At 71.5% G+C, this 17873-nt stretch carries 19 protein-coding genes; 10 read left to right on the forward strand and 9 right to left on the reverse strand.

Annotated elements, in window-relative coordinates; genetic code table 11:
- Positions 1 to 45: 45 nt before the first annotated feature.
- Together AC060L_RS20445 and AC060L_RS20450 are read right to left on the reverse strand one after the other, a co-directional pair.
- Positions 46 to 348, reverse strand: a complete 303-nt coding sequence (locus tag AC060L_RS20445; RefSeq protein WP_483800255.1) for a hypothetical protein — start codon at positions 346 to 348, stop codon at positions 46 to 48.
- Positions 333 to 749 carry an ATP-binding protein gene (locus tag AC060L_RS20450; protein ID WP_483800256.1) on the reverse strand — a complete coding sequence of 139 codons (417 nt, stop codon included), beginning with the start codon at positions 747 to 749 and terminating at the stop codon, positions 333 to 335. Before AC060L_RS20450 ends, AC060L_RS20445 begins: the two co-directional genes overlap by 16 nt.
- Positions 750 to 1108: 359 nt before the next feature.
- On the opposite strand from AC060L_RS20450, the gene AC060L_RS20455 reads away from it, so the two are divergent.
- The 4 genes from AC060L_RS20455 to AC060L_RS20470 all read left to right on the forward strand — a co-directional run bounded on the left by AC060L_RS20455 (position 1109) and on the right by AC060L_RS20470 (position 3483).
- Positions 1109 to 1960, forward strand: a complete 852-nt coding sequence (locus AC060L_RS20455) for a helix-turn-helix domain-containing protein (RefSeq protein WP_483800257.1) — start codon at positions 1109 to 1111, stop codon at positions 1958 to 1960.
- Positions 1957 to 2175, forward strand: coding sequence for a DUF397 domain-containing protein (locus AC060L_RS20460; RefSeq protein ID WP_483800258.1), 219 nt, complete (start codon positions 1957 to 1959; stop codon positions 2173 to 2175). Before AC060L_RS20455 ends, AC060L_RS20460 begins: the two co-directional genes overlap by 4 nt.
- A 136-nt stretch (positions 2176 to 2311) precedes the next feature.
- A complete protein-coding gene (locus AC060L_RS20465) occupies positions 2312 to 2968 on the forward strand; it encodes a Uma2 family endonuclease (RefSeq protein WP_483800259.1) in 657 nt (218 codons plus the stop codon).
- 26 nt (positions 2969 to 2994) lie between these two features.
- Positions 2995 to 3483 (forward strand): isochorismatase family protein, encoded by a 489-nt coding sequence (locus AC060L_RS20470; protein WP_483800260.1) that lies wholly within the window; start codon positions 2995 to 2997, stop codon positions 3481 to 3483.
- Positions 3484 to 3580: 97 nt separating this feature from the next.
- On the opposite strand, the gene AC060L_RS20475 is transcribed toward AC060L_RS20470, so the two are convergent.
- The 3 genes from AC060L_RS20475 to AC060L_RS20485 form a co-directional block, all read right to left on the reverse strand.
- Entirely contained in the window at positions 3581 to 4135 is a 555-nt protein-coding gene (locus AC060L_RS20475) for a YceI family protein (RefSeq protein ID WP_483800261.1), read from the reverse strand.
- 124 nt (positions 4136 to 4259) lie between these two features.
- The gene (locus AC060L_RS20480) at positions 4260 to 4811 is read right to left on the reverse strand and encodes a hypothetical protein (protein ID WP_483800262.1); all 552 of its coding nucleotides are present in this window, start codon (positions 4809 to 4811) and stop codon (positions 4260 to 4262) included.
- 216 nt (positions 4812 to 5027) lie between these two features.
- Positions 5028 to 6350 (reverse strand): MFS transporter, encoded by a 1323-nt coding sequence (locus tag AC060L_RS20485; protein WP_483800263.1) that lies wholly within the window; start codon positions 6348 to 6350, stop codon positions 5028 to 5030.
- Positions 6351 to 6736: 386 nt separating this feature from the next.
- On the opposite strand from AC060L_RS20485, the gene AC060L_RS20490 reads away from it, so the two are divergent.
- Entirely contained in the window at positions 6737 to 8380 is a 1644-nt protein-coding gene (locus tag AC060L_RS20490; protein WP_483800264.1) for a hypothetical protein, read from the forward strand.
- A gap of 33 nt (positions 8381 to 8413) precedes the next feature.
- On the opposite strand, the gene AC060L_RS20495 is transcribed toward AC060L_RS20490, so the two are convergent.
- Both AC060L_RS20495 and AC060L_RS20500 read right to left on the reverse strand, forming a co-directional pair.
- Positions 8414 to 8878, reverse strand: a complete 465-nt coding sequence (locus AC060L_RS20495; protein WP_483800308.1) for an SRPBCC family protein — start codon at positions 8876 to 8878, stop codon at positions 8414 to 8416.
- A gap of 65 nt (positions 8879 to 8943) precedes the next feature.
- A complete protein-coding gene (locus tag AC060L_RS20500) occupies positions 8944 to 9393 on the reverse strand; it encodes a VOC family protein (RefSeq protein ID WP_483800265.1) in 450 nt (149 codons plus the stop codon).
- A gap of 221 nt (positions 9394 to 9614) precedes the next feature.
- On the opposite strand from AC060L_RS20500, the gene AC060L_RS20505 reads away from it, so the two are divergent.
- Positions 9615 to 10814, forward strand: a complete 1200-nt coding sequence (locus AC060L_RS20505) for a hypothetical protein (RefSeq protein ID WP_483800266.1) — start codon at positions 9615 to 9617, stop codon at positions 10812 to 10814.
- A gap of 16 nt (positions 10815 to 10830) precedes the next feature.
- On the opposite strand, the gene AC060L_RS20510 is transcribed toward AC060L_RS20505, so the two are convergent.
- Entirely contained in the window at positions 10831 to 12474 is a 1644-nt protein-coding gene (locus AC060L_RS20510; protein ID WP_483800267.1) for a PucR family transcriptional regulator, read from the reverse strand.
- 180 nt (positions 12475 to 12654) lie between these two features.
- On the opposite strand from AC060L_RS20510, the gene pruA reads away from it, so the two are divergent.
- Together pruA and AC060L_RS20520 are read left to right on the forward strand one after the other, a co-directional pair.
- Entirely contained in the window at positions 12655 to 14283 is a 1629-nt protein-coding gene (pruA, locus tag AC060L_RS20515) for an L-glutamate gamma-semialdehyde dehydrogenase (RefSeq protein WP_483800268.1), read from the forward strand.
- A 129-nt stretch (positions 14284 to 14412) separates the two neighbouring features.
- Positions 14413 to 15342, forward strand: a complete 930-nt coding sequence (locus AC060L_RS20520; protein ID WP_483800269.1) for a proline dehydrogenase family protein — start codon at positions 14413 to 14415, stop codon at positions 15340 to 15342.
- A gap of 80 nt (positions 15343 to 15422) precedes the next feature.
- Here AC060L_RS20520 and AC060L_RS20525 read toward each other — a convergent pair whose 3' ends face one another.
- A complete protein-coding gene (locus tag AC060L_RS20525) occupies positions 15423 to 16346 on the reverse strand; it encodes an NAD(P)-dependent oxidoreductase (protein WP_483800270.1) in 924 nt (307 codons plus the stop codon).
- Between the two features lie 486 nt (positions 16347 to 16832).
- Here AC060L_RS20525 and AC060L_RS20530 point away from each other — a divergent pair, with 486 nt between their 5' ends.
- Both AC060L_RS20530 and AC060L_RS20535 read left to right on the forward strand, forming a co-directional pair.
- Entirely contained in the window at positions 16833 to 17174 is a 342-nt protein-coding gene (locus AC060L_RS20530) for a nuclear transport factor 2 family protein (protein ID WP_483800271.1), read from the forward strand.
- 178 nt (positions 17175 to 17352) lie between these two features.
- A complete protein-coding gene (locus AC060L_RS20535; RefSeq protein WP_483800272.1) occupies positions 17353 to 17793 on the forward strand; it encodes a putative immunity protein in 441 nt (146 codons plus the stop codon).
- Positions 17794 to 17873: the final 80 nt, after the last annotated feature.

Raw genomic sequence — 17873 nt, forward strand, 5'->3', positions numbered from 1 at the left:
CGGTTGACCGTAGGGCCCTCGACCTGGTCGAGGGCTAGTCGGTGACTACTCGGCCGGTCCGGCCGGGCGGACGGTCATCAGGTGCCGGCCGTCCGGGAGGAGGATGGTCAGCGTCATGGCGCCCGCGCGCACCAGTTCCTCCATCGCCCGTTCCACGGCGCGCGGATTGGTCAGGCAGTGGTCGAGGAACGTCAGTTGAAGCCCGTCGAGCGGCAGCAGCCGGACCGACTGCCAGAGCGCTGCCAGCGCGTCCGGCAGGCGCGCGAAGCGTGCAGGGGGCGTGATCCCCTCGATCTCCACCACCACGGGACCACGGGCCCGCTCGTAGACCGTCAGCTCGGTGCACACGTGCACCACACCCGCTTGCCGATACCGTCGCGCGGACCCCAGCCCCACTCCTCGGACAGCTTGTCGACGAGCAACAGGCCGCGCCCGGACAGCCCGTCGGCGGCGAGGCAGAGCCTGGGCGGGGTGTCGCAGGCGTCCTCGACCGAGATGCACAGGCGCTCATGGTCCGCCTCCAGCCCGAGCCAGATGAGCTGGCCGGCCTGGGTGCCGTGCAGCAGCGCGTTGGTCACCAGCTCACTGACGAGCAACTCCGCAGCCTCGGCGAACCGTTCACCACGGTGCACACGCAGCAGGAAGGCGCGCAGGTGCCGCCGCGCGAGCCCGGGGGAGCGCCGGTTTCGCGGCAGCCAGAGGTGGTCCTGCTCGGTGGGGAAAGTCGGTCTGGTTGACCTTTCGGGCATGACAAAGCTCCCTTGCAGCATGGGTGTTGGGTGAGCTGGGCGCGACACAGCGCCTTCGGAGCCGGCCAACTCGGGCCGGGGGCCGGCCAGTGGCAGCTCGTCACGAATGCGGGTAAGCCGTTGCAAACATGCAGGCCGGAGACGCGGAGCAGTGAGCGGGCAGACAAATGATCACTCAATGGATGCATCTCGCTACTGACAGCATGGACCTGGGTCTAGACTCTGCGCAAGTCGCTCGTATGGATTAGCAAAATTGCTATTCGCACCCCAGATCGGCCACCTGGACTCACGGCGAGCGGTAGCGAACAGCGCCGCTCGGCGGGCAAACTGGTCCAGCGACAGCTGTAGGAGAGGGAACCGTGGCACTCGCACAGACCGTTCGACGTAGGCAACTTGGCGCCGAGTTGCGGCGGCTCCGTGAGGCCAAGGGCCTGTCCGCCGAGGAGGTGAGCAGCAACCTCCCCAAGTGGGGCGTATCCAAGATCAGTCGCATGGAGAACGCCAAGGTTGCTGTGCGTGAGAAGGAAGTTGCCGAGCTCCTCGAGTTCTACGACGCAGACGCCGAGCTGACCAAGGTTCTCCTTGAGGTCACACGGAACGCTGCAAAGCGCGGCTGGTGGCAGAGCTACCGAGAAGTCCTGACGCCACGACTCAGCGATCTCATCTCCCTCGAAACCGAGGCTTCGGAGATCAAGCTCTACGAGACGTTCTTCGTCCCGGGGCTCTTCCAGACTGCGGACTATGCCCGGACCGTCATCGCTCGACTGGGGAACCAGGCCCTGGGTGTGGACGCTCAGGTTGAGGTGCGCATGGCTCGACAGTCGGTGCTCACTCGACCAAATCCGCCGGAGGTCTGGGCGGTGGTGAACGAGGCAGCACTTCGGGCCCGCGTGGGAGCGCCGGGTGTGATGGCCAATCAACTCGAACGGCTCGTCAGCCTGACGCACCTACCCAATGTGAACATCCAGGTCATGCCACTCGACGCCGCCGTACATCCGGGCATGGACGGCGCGTTCACGGGGCTCAACTTTCCTCATCAGAGCGACCTTGACGTAGTCCTGGTCCCAACTGCCGCCAGCAGCCTCTGGATCGAGGACCGCGCTGACGTGGGGCGGTACAAGGCGATGTTCCAGAAGATCACCGCTGAGGCGTTGTCCCTGGAGAAGTCGTTCGAATTCATCACCGATCTGAAAGACAGGCTCACCAAATGACCCACTACCCGGACGCTTCCGCCTTCGGCTTGGCCTTCCGAAAGTCCTCATACAGCAACGGCAACGAGAACTGCGTCGAGGTCGCTAACAGCACCTGTGAGGGCGTACCCGTACGGGACAGCAAGGACCCGCACGGGCCTGCGCTGGTCTTCGGGGCCGATGCGTGGAAGGCGTTCGTGTCTGGCGTGCAGGCCGGTGGCTTCGCCGGCCGCTGACATCGCCCGGGGCCTGCGGCCGCCGTCAACACCGCTGCCGCCTGGTTCGCCCCTTCGGGGGAATGATCCACGCGGCAGCGGTGGATCTGCCTATCGTGGGCAAGGCTGGGCTCGCGAGCGTGGAAGGAGTGCCGAGGTGTCCGTAGCTGCGATCGCGCATTACTCACTGCCCGACTCTCCATACGCGATGTGGGTGCGGGGCGAGCTTGCCGACTACCTCCACCTGACGAAGAACATGCGGGTGGAGGTGCTCGGGGGGGAGATGATGGTGTCGCCTGCGCCGGTGTTTCCACATGCGGGGATCGTCACAGCGATCGAGCGAGCGATCGGTGGCATGAGCTACGCCGATCCCCGATTCCCTTGGCTGGCGATGCAGAATGTCGGCCTCAACATGGCGGACGTCGGCGACGGCTACATCCCCGACCTCCTCGTCTTCGACACGGCAGTCGAGGCCGAGGGCTGGTCGGATGAGCTCAGGTTCCTGCTTCCCCACCAGGTCGCGATGGTCGTCGAGGTGACCTCGGAGTCGAACGCGTCCAATGACCGCGAGCCGGTGATCGGCCGTCGCCCCCGGGGTACCAAGTGGAGCGGCTACGCCCGTGCGGGAATCGGCTTCTACCTGCTGATCGACCGGGACCCCAAGTCTCCCGGCGTCGCGCTCTACAGCAGCCCCGATCGCTTCGCGGGCCGCTACGAGGACTCCCTGACCTGGAAGTTCGGCGACCTGGTGCGGCTGCCCGAGCCGTTCGGCGTCGAGATTCGCACCGAGCGCTGGCGTCCGTGGTCCGACTAGGGTCTGGCGGCTCTACGATCATCGCCATGACCTCCGCACTGATCCTCATCGACCTGATGCCGCGCATCATCGCCCTTCCGTTGGCTCCGCACGCCGGTGACGAAGTGCTCGCGCGTAGCCGCGAGTTGGCCAAGTCGTTCCGGGTGAGTGGGCGGCCGGTGGTGCTGGTCCGGGTGGAGCGCCCGAACGTCGCTGAACAGCCGCCAGGCAGTGACTTCGCCGACGGCCTGGTGGACGACGGTGACCTCGTGGTGGTCAAGCGGACCATCGGCGCGTTCTACGGCACCGATCTGGACGAGCAGTTGCGCAAACTCGGCGTGGACACCTTGGTGATCGCCGGGTTGGTCACCACGATGGGCGTCGAGTCCACCGCACGGGCCGCGGCCGACCACGGCTACCAGGTGGAGTTCGTGGCCGACGCGATGTCCGGACTGGCCGCAGACGAGCACGAGTTCACCGTGGAGCGGATCTTCCCACGCTTCGGCGAGGTGAGGAGCACCTCCGACTACAGCTGAGATCGGCCCGGTCCGGTACATACCGCCGGCGGGGCCTCGCCACGCGCTGCGACAAGACCCCGAACGTGAAACAGCGCCTGGATCCGGCCGGATCCGGCTACTCCTGCTTGATCGCCGAGACGTCGAACTCCAGCACCACCTTGTCGCTGACCAGCACGCCGCCGCCCTCCAGGGCCGCGTTCCAGGTGATGCCCCAGTCCTTGCGGCTGATCGTGGTCGAGCCCTCGAAACCGAGGCGGAGGTTGCCGTACGGGTCGCGGGCGCTGCCGGCGTACTCGACGTCCAGGGTGACCTTGTGGGCGGTGCCCTTGATGGTCAGGTCGCCGGTCAGGCTGTACTTGTCGTTGCCGAGGGACTCGATGCCGGTGGAGGTGAAGGTGATCGTGGGGTAGCTCGGGGCGTCGAGGAAGTCGTTGGTGCGCAGGTGGCCGTCGCGCTGGTCGTTGGCGGTGGAGATGCTCGCGGCCTGGATGGTGATCGAGACGGTCGAGGCGGACGGGTCCGCGCCGTCCAGCTGCGCGAAGCCCTCGAACTCCTGGAACTGACCGCGCACCTTGGTGACCATGGCGTGCCGGGCCGTGAAGCCGATCCGCGAGTGGGCCTGGTCGATGACGTAGCGGCCGGTCAGTTCGGTGAGTGCGGGTGTGGTCATGGCTGCTCCTAGCGTGGTCTCCGAAGGCTTTTCGCAGACCACGGTAGGTAATCGGAGCGCCACTGCTGGTCAGCCGCGCCGGGGCGCGGCCGACCGGCGGTGGCGTCCGCCGTCGGCTGTGATGTCAGGACGCGGAGATGACGACGCGGCCGTTCAGCTCGGGGGCGAGGCCTTCGCAGTGCTCCTGGAAGGTGGCGTCCAGGGACTCCAGGCCGCCGGTCGGGGCGAACGTCACCGAGGCGATGTCGAACGAGCCGGTGAGCGTGTTGCAGCCGCGGCCGTTGCCGGAGAAGTCCATGCTCGGCTGGGTCGCGGCGCCGGAGACGAAGCCGGTGGCGCCGCTGTACAGGCCGGGCTTCAGCGGCGAGCCGGCGGGCCCAGCGAGCCGGAGCATCCAGTCGTCGCCGTTTGCGCCCTTGACCCAGATGTCGAGCCAGTGGTCGTCGGCGCTGACCGTGGGCAGCGAGATGCTGTCCCCCGTGGTGGTCGAGTAGTGGTACGACAGCCCCTGGCTGACGTACTCGCCGGTGTCGCCGCTGAAGCCGAACGTTCCCGTGATGCCGGTCTGCGCGTGCGCGGCACCTGCCGTCAGCACCGTGGTCGCGGCCATGGCGGCGGCCAGTCCGAGCCCGGCGGCGGAGCGCGCCAGGGCATGCTTGCGTGAGTTGTGCTTCATTCGTGGTCCCCCCCAGACAGAAGCGATGGGCCCGTGTGGGCGGCCTGTGTGCCGCCGGGCCGAGGAGGAGTCTGTCAGCGAACCGTTGGTGATACAACCGCCTTTATTAATGCGGTAGTTGGGTTCCAAGGGGTCGATGTGGCCGGTGGTGTGGAACGCGAAACCGCCCGGGTGCCTGTCGGCAGCCGGGCGGGTCGGGGAGGGGTGCGGGTCGGGCTATGCGCGCTTCAGTACCGCTGCTGCGAGGCCCAGGCAGGCTGCTGCCGCGACGACGGCGAAGCCGCTGACGGCCGGGAGCAGGCCGTACGAGCGGGACAGCGCGCCGACGGCGACGATCGGGGCGGAGCTGCCGAGGTAGACGATGACCCACAGGGTGCTCATCTCGCCGGCTCGGCGGGCCGGGTCCATCGCGGCGACCGCGCTGGTGAAGAGGGAGCGGAAGGCGATGCCCTGGCAGGCGCCGCCGAGGACGCTGCCGGCGAAGAGCAGGGCCGGGACGTGCTCGGCCTGGGCGGTGACGACCAGGCCCAGGCCGCCGGCCAGGCCGGCCATGCCGAGGGCGATCAGGCGGCGGTCGGCGGTCGGCGGGACGAGCAGCTGGGCCAGCGCCGAGGAGCCGAGCAGCAGCGCGGCGACGATCGCGCCGACCATCCGGGAGTGGGTGTGCAGCAGGCCGGCCGAGAAGGCGGGGGCCAGGCTGAGGAAGACGCCGAAGACGGCGTAGGAGACGAAGCCGGCGCCCGCCGCGAGCAGGAAGGTGCGGCGGCCCTGGACCGGCATCGCGAGCCGGCGCGGGCGCAGGTGGACCGGAGTGGTGATCCGCGGCGGGGCGTCGGCCTCGCGGCGGGCGCCGGGCATCCGCGGGTGCACCAGGGCGAGCGGGACGCACAGGACGAGCAGCGCGACCGCGTGCGCCAGGAACGGCGTGAGCAGCGGGTGCGCGCCGTTCGCCAGCGAGGCGCCGACGACCGGGCCGAGCGCCACGCCGCCGGCCGAGCAGGCCAGGGTGAGCTTGGCGGCCAGCGTCGGGTGGTCGGGCAGCAGGTCGCCGAGCGCCGCGCCGGCCGCGCCGGTGGCCAGGGCGACGGCTATGCCCTGGATCGCCCGGCCGGCGGCGAGCTGGCCGAAGGAGTTCGCGGTCGCGAAGATCGCGTCCCCGCTGGCGGCCAGGCCGACCGCGGGCAGGATCAGCGCGCGCCGGCCGACCAGGTCGGACCAGTGGCCGGCCGCGGCCAGCACCGGGACGAGCGCGAAGACGTAGACCGTGAAGAGCAGCGTGGTGTCGAAGGCGGTCAGGCCGAGCCGCTGCTGCAACAGGGGGTAGACCGGGGTGGCCAGATTGGCGCCGATCAGAAGCAGGAGCAGGGCGCCGGCGCAGAGCCCGACGCGGATGCCGCGCAGCGCGTTCCAGCGGCTGACGGCGGCGAGCTGGAGCTGGGTCCGCGGAGCGAGCTCCAGGGGGAGCAGGGCCTCCGAGAGCCGGTGGCCGGTCAGCTGCGCGGTGCGCAGGCCGGAACCGGCGGGGGAGAGGTCCGCCATGGCAGGGGTCTCCTGTGGCCAGGCACCACCGCGGGCCGGCGGGATGTGCCGACGAGCCCGTCCGGTGGCGCTGTGGGTGTGGCCGTGGTGCGGGGAGACCGTGGTGGAGCGGGTGTGCTGAAAGGACGTGCCGGGCATCGCTGCCCGGGCGTGACCGTGCGCAGGGTGTGCGCCGGGGTCAGAGGGAAGGATACGGGGTAGTGCGGGCACGGCGCGCACAGGTGGTACGCGCCCCCGACTGGAGGCCCCGACCCGAAGGGCCGACACCGGGGCCGACACCGGCGCAGCGGGCCCGGCGGCGAGCGGGCGAGTAATAGGCGCCACGGCGGTCCCGGCCGATACGCTGATCGCAGCGCACAATGCTCTGACTAGGAGATCGCCACCTGATGGCCGGACGACGCCGCAAGAACACTGACAACCCGTCGGCGACCGGGCCGCAGGGCCTGCTGCCCGCCGATTTCGAGCTGGCCGATTTGTACGGCGCACACGGCTCGGACGAGGCGGACGACCCGGATCTCGACGACTCCGCCGTGCTCGTCCCGCCGGTCCGGCTGCTGCCCGAGGCCGAGCTGGCCGCTGCCGCGCTCGCCGTGCCGCTCTTCGCCCAGGCCGTCGAGCTGGGCCGCTGGAGCCGCCCGCTGTTCGCGGTGGACGAGCTCGGCGACCTGCTGGACGCCGACCGCGAGTCCGCCGCCCGCCACCTGGGCTTCGCGCCCGCCGAGGGCGAGGTCTCCGAGGAGGCCGTGCTGGAGGCGATGCGGATCTGGTCGCTGGCCAGTGACCTGGAGCTGGTGGTCGTCGCGACCGACGATGCGGACGGCGTCCGCCGGGCCGGCCCCGGCCCCGACCTGGAGCTGGTCGAGGCCCGCGACCCGGAGGCGGTGCTGGAGCTCTGGCTGGCCGCCGCCGACGTGGTGGCCGAGCTGGCGGTGGAGATCGAGCCGCTGGACGCCGAGCCGGACGCCGGCGAGGACGCCGACGACGAGCGGGCCGAGGAGCTGGTCACGCAGTTCGAGGAGGTCCAGGAGGAGGCCGCCGAGCTGCTCGACGAGGCGCTCCAGGTGCTCTACGAGGCCACCGCCTTCAGCGAGCCGGGCCAGGAGACCATGCCGCTCGGCGTGCTGGCCGCGCTGCTGGTGGTGCCCGAGGGCGAGGAGCCGGACGAGGAGATGCTCGGCGACATCACCGATGTGATGGTCGCACTCGACCCGATGCTCGCCGACCTGGCCGAGATCGGCATGCTCGAGTACCAGCCGATCGACCCCGAGCTCTTCGACGAGGAGGAGGACGAGGACGCCGAGGCGCGCCCCGGCGGCGCTTCGGCCGGCAACGGCGAGCCGCTCGACGAGGAGGAGGCGGCCCGCTTCGGCCTGGTCCGGCTCACCCCGCTGGGCCAGTACGGCGTCCGCCAGTGGCTGCTCGACGAGGGCTTCGATGCCCCGCTCGTCGGCGACCTCGCCCAGGGCGACGCGGCCGCGCTGCTCCAGGGCATCGCGGAGGCCGTCAACGTGCTGCCCGAGCAGGAGATCCGGGTCTGGCTGGCCGACCGGGAGCCGCTGGCCGCCGCCCGCGAGCTGCTGGCCGCCGCCCGGGGCGACGACCCGACGGCTCCGCTGCGCCGGATGCTCGCGCAGCTCGCGCTCGCGGAGCTCGGCGAGCCCGCCGAGCCGGCCGCCCGCGAGGTGCTCGCCGACCCGGAGCTGGGCGGCGGCGCGCGGGTCTGGCTGGTCTCCCGGGGCGCCGGCGACGTGCCGGCGCCGGAGCGCTCGATGGTGCTGTGGACCACGGTGGACACCTTCGCCGCCCAGCTGCTGGACAGCGAGGGCGACGCCGAGGTGCTGCGCGAGCTGATCTCGGGCCTGCCGGTGACCGCGGACCCGGCCAGCTTCTTCGGCGAGCTGTGGCGGGTCGAGCACCCGTACACCGCGCAGGTGCTGGAGGCCGTCGGCGAGCTGCACCTGGACCGGCAGGTGGCCAAGGAGGCCCGCAAGGCCGCGTTCAAGGCGCGCTCCCGCGACGGCGGGAAGTAAACGGGACGGGCAACGCGTCACCTGCTGCGGTGCTCAGGCCCGCAGCAGGTGGCGCCGCAGTCCGCGCTCACCGGCTCGCATCATCAGTGCGTGGTTGAGCAGGAAGACCGGCCGGCCGGGCAGCGCGAGCCGGCGCATCAGCGGCTTGCCGGGCCGCACCTCCTCCTCGAAGACCGCCCGGCTGCCGGAGCCGTCGGCGCCGGCGGAGTCGTCGGGGCCGACCGTCCACCGGGACCAGCCCACCAGGTCGCCGGTCAGCTCGGCCTCCAGCACCCCGGCGCTCTCGTCCTGGCGGCGCTCCCGGGCCGTCAGCAGCATCCCGATCGGCAGCGCCGAGCGGATCCGCAGCTGGCCGCGGTGCTCGTCCAGCCGTCGGACGTCGCGCACCTGCGGCCACCACTGCGGGTACCGCTCGACGTCGCGCAGCGCGCGGTAGACGGCACCCGGCGGCGCGGCCAGCCGCCAGGTGCTGGTCAGGTGGTAGTGGTTGAGTTCCATGCCCACTGGTACGCAGCCGGGCCCGATCCGGGTCACTGTCGATTCACCTCACCGGCGGTGCACCGTTACGGCAGGACCAGCCGGCCTTCCGCGGTGATCTCGAAGCCCGGGGCGTGCGCGAGCTCCCACAGGTGCCCGTCCGGGTCCTCGAAGTAGCCGGAGTAGCCGCCCCAGCTGGTCTCGGCCGGCGGCTTGACGACCGTGGCACCGGCCTGCACGGCCACCTCCAGCGCCGCGTCCACCGCCGCCGGGGACTCCAGGTTGATCCCGAGCGTGATACCGCGGAACTGGGGCTCGCCACCCGCGGGGATGCCCGCGTCGGCGGCCAGCTCCTCGGCCGGGAAGAGGCCGAGCACCGAGTCGGCGGTGCGGAACCAGACGATCTCGGCCTGCGAGGCGCTCGCCTTCGGCCAGCCGAGGGCGCTGTAGAACTCGGTGCTGCGGGCCAGGTCGCTCACACCGAGCGTGACGATGCTGATCCGGGCGGGCAGCGCGGTGCCCTTGTCGTTGGTCATGCCGCTCAGGGTATTGCGCGCCATGGGCATGGGCGAGGACAACATAGGGCGAACCGTGCTGCGGCGGGACCGGTTCGCTGATCTGCCAACCGTACGAGGGAAGCTGATGGCCCAGCAGGTCAGACCCACGTATCGTGGGCGGACGCGGTACCGCGCGAGCGACCACCCAGCCCGTGTCGGCCGCCGACCGACCGAACGGTGAGACCCGGGGGTGCCCGAGCATGACGATCAGCGGCGGGAGCTGGGCGGCGCAGCCGGAGGACTTCTACGACGTGCACGACCGTCAGGTGCGCGCGGCGCTCGCCGAGCTCGACTTCGCGGTCTACGGCGTGGACCGGGCAGGCCGTGGCGCGCGTGGCATCGCGCCGGCGCAGCCGCGGCACCGGCCTTCGGTGGTGGACACCGACGCGATGACCGCCTACGAGACGAACAACGGCGAGATCCTCTGGGTCGAGGTCCGCTCCGGCGACTGGACCTCGCTGGACGGCCCGTACGTCACCGTGCGCACCTACCGTCCGGGCACCGAGCGGCACGGCCCGCTGCCCGAGCTGGAGGAGCTGATCGAGCGCGAGCGGGACCGTGCCTACGACCAGATCGGCGTGGACGAGGGTGACAACCCCGGCCCGGTGCGCGCGCTGCGCGAGTGGATCGCGGTCGGCGGCGAGCCGGTCGCGGTGCAGATCCACGAGGAGCGCGGCGGCGCGCTCGGCCACCAGACGCAGACGGTCTGGGCCGGCCGGCTGCTGGTGCACGGCACGGTCGTGCTGATCTGCGCGCGGGGGGTCGCGCCGGACGGCGTGCAGCTCGAGCTGCTCGGCACCGACGGCCTGGAGCCCTACCTCGGCGGCCGCACCGGCCTGCTGCGCGAGGTCACCATGGCCCGCCTCCGCCGCCTCGCCGAGGACCAGCGGCGCCAGCTCGTGCTCACCGGCCTGGACGCGCACCGGGCGGTGCTGGAGTTCAGCGTCGAGCGCACGGTCGCCGTGCAGGCGCACCGGCTCTCCTGCGGCCGGACCAGGCTGCCGCGCCGGCTGCGCGGTGAGGAGCCGCCCGCGCACTGGGAGGCCGCGGTGCGCCAGCAGATGAAACTCGCCTCGGAGAACCGGCGGGAGGCGAGCGACGCCGTGGACTCGATGATCGACCACCTCAGCAGGCTGGCCGAGCGGGTCGACTGGCTGTGCGGCACGGCCGAGGGGCAGGCGGCGGTCGAGGAGGTGATCCGCTACACGGTCTTCGCGAGCCAGGTGCCGAGCCTGCCCGCGCAGCGCTGCTGGGAGCAGCTGAACGTCGGGAACGCCGGGGCGGACGGCGAGCCGGAGCCGCGCGGGCTGGCCAAGCTGGACGCCGACGAGCGCCGGCGGCAGGCCGAGCAGAACTGGCTGGCGGCCTGGGAGCAGTGGCGGCGCGAACGCGGTCGTTAGGTGGGAGCCGGCCTGGTCAGAGCCGGTCGGGTTCGGTCGGCAGCCGCAGCTGGAGCATCGCGAGCAGTCGTTGCTGCGGCTGGGCGAGGTCGATGCCGGTGAGCTGTTCGGCCCGGCGCACCCGGTACCGCAGGGTGTTCGGGTGGATGTGCAGTGCCTGCGCCGCGACCCGCACCTCGCCGAGCGCGTCCAGCCAGGCCAGCACCGACTCGGCGAGCCGGGTGCCGTGCCGCGCGTCGTACGCGGCCAGCGCGGCGAGGCGCGGATCGCGCAGCTCGCCGCGCTCCTGGAGCAGTGCGAGCACCTCGCTGACCAGCACCTCCGCCTGCACGTCGATCAGCGCCGCGACCTCGGGCGCCACGCCGCCGCGCCCCATCGCGTCCAGGATCCGGTCCGCCTGTGCCCTGGAGGCCGGCACCGCGGCCAGCGCGCCGACCGTGCTGCCGATCGCGGCCCGCAGCTGGACGCCCAGGTGGTCGCGGGCGGCGTCCACCACCTCCTGCGCCCAGCCGCGCAGCGTGGCCATCGGCAGCGCGGGCGGCAGTTCGGGCAGCAGCACGTAGATCCGGCTGTCGACCGGCGCGAGCAGCCCGCCGCGGTGCCGGGCGGCGGTGTGCACCGAGATCAGGCCGGTCACCTCGCCCCGGGTCAGGTCGGAGCCCTCGGCCGAGTACGCGAGCACGGTGGCCGGGCGGTGCGGGTCCAGGCCCAGGTGGGTGGCGAGCGACTGCGGTCCGGTGCTGCCCTCCAGCAGGCCAGTGAGCAGCGTCTGGGTCAGCCGCACGTCTGCCGAGAGCTCGCGGCGGCGGCGCACCAGCTGGGCGGCCGCCACCCGGGCCGCGCCGACCAGCGCCTGCTCGGCCTGCGGGGTGAGCGGCTGCGAGCCCTCCTGCACCCAGATCGTGCCGAGCGGCTGCGCGCCGGCCCGGATCCCGATCGCGAGCCGCCGGCGCAGGCCGAGCTCGGGGTGCGGCTCGACCGCGATCGGGGTGTCCGAGCTGCGCAGGTGCTGGAAGATGCCCCACTCGCGCAGCTTGGAGAGGTACGGCTCGGGCCCCTGCCAGCCGAGGATGGAGAGCCGGCGCAGGTCGTCCACCTCGTCCGAGTCGGCCGAGCGGGAGTACGCGAGGACCCGGCTGGAGGTGTCCTCGATCGAGACGATCCCACCGGTCAGCACCGCGGTCGTCTGGGCGAGCGTGAAGAGGTCGCCGGCGGTCTGCTCGGCGTTCTCCGAGGCGTCCGGGCCGCCGATCACGGCGCGGGCCAGCGCGTCCAGGTGCTCCCAGCGGGTCTCCCGGCGGACCGAGAGCAGCGCGACGCCCGCCTCGGTGGCGGCCTCGCGCAGCGCGTCGGCCTGGCCGGGGCCGTCCAGCTTGACGGCGACGGCGGCCGCCCGAGCCCGGCCGGCGGCGCGCAGCGCGGGCAGCGCGGCCCGGCCGCGGGCACCGATCGCGAGCACGAGTTCGCCGGGGTTCGCGGTGGCGGGGTCCTCGGGGTCGAGGATCGCGACGTCACGCACCGGGACGTCCAGGCCGGCCGGCGCGGCCTGGAGCTCGACCAGCGGCTCGCCGAGCGACATCAGCAGCTGCCGCAGCGGCAGGCCTGCGGTCGGGACGCCTGGGCCCGGCAGGCCGGGGCTCGGGAGGCCGGGGGTACTCATGGCACTCCTTCATCCGTCCGGTTCATCCGTCCGGTTCATCCACTCGGACAATGCCGTACGGATGACTTTAGCCGCCTGGCCAACCATGTGGACCGGCCGCGGAGCTTAACGTTCGTTCATGGCCGGCGTGTGAACCGCGTGGGCCCCATCCCCCCACGACTCGAAGGAGAGCGCGCGCCCATGGATGCTGTGACCCAGGTCCCCGCGCCGGTGAACGAGCCGGTCCACAGCTACGCCCCCGGCAGCCCGGAACGGGCCCGCCTGGAGGCCAAGCTGAAGGAGCTGGGGGGCCAGGAGCCCGTCCAGCTGACCATGACGATCAACGGCGAGCGCCGGATGGGCGCCGGCGCCGAGATCCACGTCGTCCAGCCGCACAACCACGCGGCTCGGCTCGGTACCCTGCGCAACGCCACCCAGGCCGACGCGCAGGACGCCATCGATGCTGCCCTGGCCGCCGCCCCGGCCTGGCAGGCGCTCTCCTTCGACTCGCGCGCCGCGATCTTCCTCAAGGCCGCCGACCTGCTGGCCGGCCCGTGGCGCGAGACGCTGGCCGCCGCCACCATGCTCGGCCAGTCCAAGACCGCGCAGCAGGCCGAGATCGACTCCTCCTGTGAGTTCATCGACTTCCTGCGCTTCAACGTGCACTTCGCCCGGCAGATCATCGCCGAGCAGCCGATCTCCTCCGACGGCGTGTGGAACCGCAGCGACCACCGCCCGCTGGAGGGCTTCGTCTACGCGATCACGCCGTTCAACTTCACCGCCATCGCGGGCAACCTGCCCACCGCGCCCGCGCTGATGGGCAACGTGGTGCTCTGGAAGCCGTCCCCCACCCAGCAGTTCTCCGCGCACCTGCTGATGGAGCTGCTGGAGGAGGCCGGCCTGCCCAAGGGCGTCATCAACATGGTGACCGGAGACGGCCTGGCCGTCTCCGAGGTCGCGCTGAAGCACCCCGCGCTGGCCGGCATCCACTTCACCGGCTCCACCCCGACGTTCCAGCACCTGTGGCGCGAGGTCGGCAACAACATCGCCGGCTACCGCAGCTACCCGCGGATCGTCGGCGAGACCGGCGGCAAGGACTTCCTGGTCGCCCACCCGTCCGCCGACCGGGCCGTGCTGAAGACCGCGATGACCCGCGGCGCCTTCGAGTTCCAGGGCCAGAAGTGCTCGGCGCTCTCCCGCGCCTACGTCCCGGCGTCGATCTGGGCCGGCCTCAAGGACGAGTTCCAGGCCGAGGTCGAGGGCCTGACCATGGGCGACGTCACCGACCTGGCGAACTTCATGAGCGCCGTGATCGACGACCGTTCGTTCGCCAAGAACAAGGCCGCGATCGACCGCGCCCAGGCCGACCCGTCGGTCGAGGTGCTGGCCGGCGGCACGTACGACGACTCGGTCGGCTACTTCGTCCGCCCGACCGTGCTGGTCTGCTCGGACCCGGCGTCCGAGTACTTCCGCGACGAGTACTTCGGCCCGATCCTCGCCGTCTACGTCTACGAGGACGAGAAGTACGACGAGATGCTCGCGCAGATGGAGTCGGTCTCCTCCTACGGCCTGACCGGCGCGATCATCGCCCAGGACCGTGCGGCCGCCCAGGACGCGATGCACAAGCTGCGCTTCGCGGCCGGCAACTTCTACATCAACGACAAGCCGACCGGCGCGGTCGTCGGCCAGCAGCCGTTCGGCGGTGGCCGGGCCTCCGGCACCAACGACAAGGCCGGCGCGAAGCAGAACCTGGCGCGCTGGAGCTCGACCCGTTCGGTCAAGGAGACCTTCGTTCCGCCGACCGACTACCGCTACCCGCACATGGGCTGACCAAGCCCAGTGCTTCCGGGGCCGGTCCGGTCGATCGACCGGACCGGCCCCAGGGGGCGGCGGCCCACCCTCACCGCCGCCCCCGCCCCTTTTCTTTCCTGCCCCCGCACCTGTGACCCAGGAGTACCGATGCTCCGTTCCGCCCTCCTCGCCGCCTCCCGCTCCCCGCAGGTGCGCACCGTTGTGGAGAAGTTCCCGCCGACCCATGCGATAGTCGAGCGCTTCGTCGCCGGCGAGCTGCTCGACGACGCCGTGACCGCCTGCGACGACCTGGTCGCCACCGGCCGCCGGGTCACCCTGGACCACCTCGGCGAGGACACCAAGGACTCCGCCCAGGCGGCCGGCACCGCCGAGGCGTACGAGCACCTGCTCGCCGCGCTCAAGGAGACCGGCCTCGCCGCGAACTCCGAGGTCTCGGTCAAGCTCTCGGCGGTCGGTCAGTTCCTCCCGGTGGACGGCGAGAAGATCGCGCTGGAGAACGCCCGGCGGATCTGCGAGGCGGCCGCCGACGCGGGCACCACGGTCACCCTGGACATGGAGGACCACACCACCACGGACAGCACGCTGTCGATCGCCCGCGAGCTGCGCGCCGACTTCCCGTGGCTCGGCGTCGTGCTCCAGGCCTACCTGAAGCGCACCGAGGCGGACTGCAAGGACTTCTCCGGCCCCGGCTCCCGGGTGCGGATCTGCAAGGGCGCCTACAAGGAGCCCGAGTCGGTCGCCTTCCAGGGCAAGCGCGAGGTCGACCTGGCGTACGTCCGGGCGCTCAAGGTCCTGATGGCGGGCGAGGGTTACCCGATGGTCGCCTCGCACGACCCGAACATGATCAAGATCGCCGGCCAGCTGGCCGAGTGGAACGGCCGCGCCCGCGACAGCTTCGAGTACCAGATGCTCTTCGGCATCCGCCCCGAGGAGCAGCTGCGCCTCGCCGAGGCCGGCAACACCATGCGGGTGTACCTGCCGTACGGGCAGGAGTGGTACGGCTACTTCATGCGCCGGCTCGCCGAGCGCCCGGCCAACCTGACCTTCTTCCTGCGCGCGATGGCCACGCGCGGCTGACGATCAGGCACGTGACCTGCGGCTGAACCGGCCTGAACTGCGGCGGAACCGATTCGGTTCCGCCGCAGTCGTGTTCGGGGTCAGAGGGTGGCGGCCAGCGCCGCCAGCGGGCCCGGACCGGGGGCGGCCGCGCGGGCCTGGAGGGCCTTCAGGACGGCGCTCATGTCGGCCTCGGCCAGGCCGAGTCGGGAGGTCTCCGCGTAGAGCGTCCGGCAGACGTCGAGCAGCGGGGCCGCCGCACCGGCGGCGGCCGCCGCCTCGGCGATCAGGTTGGTGTTCTCCAGCGCGTTGGCGATCGACGCCTCGACGCTGAAGTCCTCGGTGACCAGCTTCGGCGCCTTCGCGAGCAGCGCGGGGCTCGCCAGCGGGCCGGCGCGGAGCACGTTGACGAACGTGTCGAGGTCGAGGCTGTGCCGGTGGGCGAACTGGACGGCCTCGGCGAGGCCGGCCACCAGCGTGAACAGGTAGGAGTTGATGGCCAGCTTCATGGCCAGTCCGCTCGGCACCGGCCCGCAGTACGTGGTCTCGCGGCAGAGCGGGGCGAGCAGCGGGCGGATCGCCTCGACGACGTCCGGCTCGCCGCCCAGCATCGCGATCAGGTCGCCGGACTCGGCCGGCGCGCGGGAGCCGGAGACCGGCGCCTCGACGTAGCGGCCGCCGGCGGCGGCGATCTCCGTCGCCAGGGCGGTGGAGTAACCCGGGCCGAGCGTGCCCATGTTGATGATCGTGCGGTCGGCTACGCGATCGGCGAAGGTCGGGCCGGCGCGGTCCAGCACGGCGTCGATGCCCTCGCTGCTGGAGAGCATCAGGAAGATCACGTCGGAGCGGGCGAACACGGTGGCGGGGTCGAGGGTGATCTCGGCGCCGGCGCCGGCGAGTGCCTGGGCCTTGCCCGGGGTGCGGTTCCAGACCAGCAGCGGGAAGCCGGCCCGGAGCAGGTTGAGAGCCATCGGCTCGCCCATGGTGCCGAGTCCGAGGAAGCCTGTCGGGGGTGCTGTGTTCATGGCAGCAGTTTTACATGTGAATGTGTTAAATTCCGCCGCCTCCGCTTTAGTTGGATAATCCTGCTGGGGTCACGGAGAAGTCCGCAGTCGAACACCTGGCGGAACGCCGCAGTCGATCACCGGGGGCCGTCGAAATCGGAATCCGACCCGCCGTTAGATACTCATCGGTCGAATCTCCCGCTTACTTGCCTGGTCGGCACCCGACCTGACACAGAATTGTGACGCTGGTTGACCGGGTGTGCTCGGTAAGTCAATACTGAGTCAGCGGGAACCTGAACCGGTCCTGCATGCTCAAGTGGTTGGAACTCCGCTGCTCACAGGCCCATGCCGTGCGATTTGCCATGCCGAGAAATAGGCGATGGAGCCCGGATTCCCAGAGGTGGGCCAGGTTCCGCTTATCGCGCGTTCTGCGGTTATCAGTGGAGCATAAGGAAGAGATCGGCGCCAGATATCAGCCCGGCACGAGAAGACAATCATGGAGGAGTCATGGCCGACACCAAGTTCCCCGCGCTGTTCCAGAAGGATCTCGACGAGATGCGCGCCGGCAACCTCGACGGGATGCTCGAGCACTACCACCCCGAGGCCAAGATGTTCCGGTTGCCCGACGCGGTCGCGAACGGCGAAGCGGAGATCCGTGCCGTGCTCGCTGACTACCTCGCAATGAAACCGGAGATCACCGAGGTGGTCTCGCTGGAGGCGGCGGACAACATAGTTCTCTACCACTCGAAGGTCGAAGTCGACGGCAACCGGTTCAACCTGGTCGGCACCTGGGTGCTGCGCGACGGCCTGATCTGGCGGCAGACCGCGGCGCTGGTGCCCGCCGCCTGATCGGTCGGCAGCCTGATCCATCGGCCGCCCGGTTCATCGGCGGCGGCCTGATCCATCGGTAGGACGAAGGCCCGGACTCGACGTCCGGGCCTTCGTCGTGCGTCCGCGTTGTAACGCCGGATCAATTTCCGCTCAGGCAACGGCCGGACGGTGCGCGGCCCGTGCAACACTCGGCTTCATGAGCACCCCGGAGGGATCCCCGAACGCGGGGAGCGAGGACGAGCGGCGGCAGTTGGCGGCGTGGGCCGGGGAGTGCGTCGAGCGCGTGCTGCCCCTGTACGAGCGGCTCTGCCCGGGGGACGACCGGCCGCGCAGGGCCGTCGAGGCCGCGGGTGCGTTCGGGCGTGGCGAGACCGGGGTCGAGGCGGCCCGGCTGACGGCCTACGACGCGCACACGGCGGCCCGGTCGGCCGAGGACCCGGCCGCCCGGGCCGTGGCGCGGGCGGCCGGACAGGCGGCCAGCGTCGCACACCTGGCCGGGCATGCGCGGCACGCGGCCGCCTACGCGGTGCAGGCTGTCGGAGGGGCGGCGGCGGGCGCGAGCGAGCGGGAGTGGCAGCTCGCGCGCGCGACCGAGGTGGTGCGGGTCTGGGTGTACGCGGCGGAGTCGCGGAGCTGACCGGACGTGCGCAGCCGGCCGCGGGGGGACAAACGCAAGGGGGGGGGTGGGGGGGGGGGGGGCGAAGGACACAGCCTACC

This window comes from Kitasatospora sp. NEAU-69 (genome assembly GCF_057158765.1).

What these genes read in the sequence shown, in the direction of transcription:
- AC060L_RS20470 (WP_483800260.1), top strand. Translation starts at nt 2,995, where the DNA reads ATGACCTCCGCACTGATCCTCATCGACCTGATGCCGCGCATCATCGCC.
- AC060L_RS20450 (WP_483800256.1), bottom strand. Translation starts at nt 749, where the DNA reads ATGCCCGAAAGGTCAACCAGACCGACTTTCCCCACCGAGCAGGACCAC.
- AC060L_RS20535 (WP_483800272.1), top strand. Translation starts at nt 17,353, where the DNA reads ATGAGCACCCCGGAGGGATCCCCGAACGCGGGGAGCGAGGACGAGCGG.
- AC060L_RS20525 (WP_483800270.1), bottom strand. Translation starts at nt 16,346, where the DNA reads ATGAACACAGCACCCCCGACAGGCTTCCTCGGACTCGGCACCATGGGC.
- AC060L_RS20500 (WP_483800265.1), bottom strand. Translation starts at nt 9,393, where the DNA reads ATGACCAACGACAAGGGCACCGCGCTGCCCGCCCGGATCAGCATCGTC.
- AC060L_RS20480 (WP_483800262.1), bottom strand. Translation starts at nt 4,811, where the DNA reads ATGAAGCACAACTCACGCAAGCATGCCCTGGCGCGCTCCGCCGCCGGG.
- AC060L_RS20485 (WP_483800263.1), bottom strand. Translation starts at nt 6,350, where the DNA reads ATGGCGGACCTCTCCCCCGCCGGTTCCGGCCTGCGCACCGCGCAGCTG.
- AC060L_RS20530 (WP_483800271.1), top strand. Translation starts at nt 16,833, where the DNA reads ATGGCCGACACCAAGTTCCCCGCGCTGTTCCAGAAGGATCTCGACGAG.
- AC060L_RS20510 (WP_483800267.1), bottom strand. Translation starts at nt 12,474, where the DNA reads ATGAGTACCCCCGGCCTCCCGAGCCCCGGCCTGCCGGGCCCAGGCGTC.
- AC060L_RS20520 (WP_483800269.1), top strand. Translation starts at nt 14,413, where the DNA reads ATGCTCCGTTCCGCCCTCCTCGCCGCCTCCCGCTCCCCGCAGGTGCGC.
- AC060L_RS20490 (WP_483800264.1), top strand. Translation starts at nt 6,737, where the DNA reads ATGGCCGGACGACGCCGCAAGAACACTGACAACCCGTCGGCGACCGGG.
- AC060L_RS20475 (WP_483800261.1), bottom strand. Translation starts at nt 4,135, where the DNA reads ATGACCACACCCGCACTCACCGAACTGACCGGCCGCTACGTCATCGAC.
- AC060L_RS20460 (WP_483800258.1), top strand. Translation starts at nt 1,957, where the DNA reads ATGACCCACTACCCGGACGCTTCCGCCTTCGGCTTGGCCTTCCGAAAG.
- pruA (WP_483800268.1), top strand. Translation starts at nt 12,655, where the DNA reads ATGGATGCTGTGACCCAGGTCCCCGCGCCGGTGAACGAGCCGGTCCAC.
- AC060L_RS20495 (WP_483800308.1), bottom strand. Translation starts at nt 8,878, where the DNA reads ATGGAACTCAACCACTACCACCTGACCAGCACCTGGCGGCTGGCCGCG.
- AC060L_RS20505 (WP_483800266.1), top strand. Translation starts at nt 9,615, where the DNA reads ATGACGATCAGCGGCGGGAGCTGGGCGGCGCAGCCGGAGGACTTCTAC.